Genomic DNA, 736 nt, shown 5'->3' on the forward strand with positions numbered 1-736 from the left:
CCACTGTATGAGAAAGTCATTTTGCCATTCCGGCTTCAACAAACGATCTTCTGAACGCCCGCTACCTCTCCAGTCATGCCATTCGCTGTTTACAAAATCAGTCCAAAGTGTATTCAAAAGAGTTCCCCCTACCGCCTGTAACCACTAAAATCATTTTAACTGGTTGCAAATCTTATTTTGTCATGCTACATTATTAATTGTAACGATTTATTCTACATTTAGCTAGTTACATCCCTACAAAAGGAGTTGGGTTAGGTGAGCCGAGATCGAGTAAATATGCTGGTATTGCAAAGAGAAAATTCATGGGATAAGGAAGAATGGATTGTTCCTCTTGCCGCAGCACTTCACGGTGTGAATACACAGGAAGCCACTTGGACACCACCAGGTGGAGGAAACACGATTTGGCAAACGGTTCGTCACATTAATTATTATAATGAGCGTATTTTGAGACGTTTAACTGACCGGCCTGTAAGCTCAACTGGAATAAGCAACGATGAGACATTCGGTCCGCCGGGGAATGCTGAGGACCATGAAGGATGGCAAAAGACACTGAAAGAAGCAGAAGCTCTTGTAAACCAACTGCTTGTCGCCATTACTGCTTTGACTGATGCTGATCTGGATAAGCCTTTCGGTTCCGAAACTCTCGGTGCAGAATTATCGCGGTGGACGCTGCACGATGCATATCATAGTGGACAAATCATACTTATACGTAAACAACTGGGTACTTGGCGCGTTT

General features: G+C 43.8%; 1 protein-coding gene and 1 pseudogene. One reads left to right on the forward strand and one right to left on the reverse strand.

Translation table 11 applies throughout. The features are described 5' to 3' along the window. Positions 1-117, reverse strand: a pseudogene (locus GRP75_RS30800) (CGNR zinc finger domain-containing protein); the annotation flags it as partial. 138 nt (positions 118-255) lie between these two features. On the opposite strand from GRP75_RS30800, the gene GRP75_RS28585 reads away from it, so the two are divergent. Next, the coding region (locus tag GRP75_RS28585; RefSeq protein ID WP_160791068.1) for a DinB family protein at positions 256-736 on the forward strand (481 nt) is incomplete at its 3' end.

This window comes from Paenibacillus sp. OT2-17, from assembly GCF_009827695.1.
GTDB classification, from domain to species: Bacteria; Bacillota; Bacilli; order Paenibacillales; family Paenibacillaceae; genus Paenibacillus; species Paenibacillus polymyxa_B.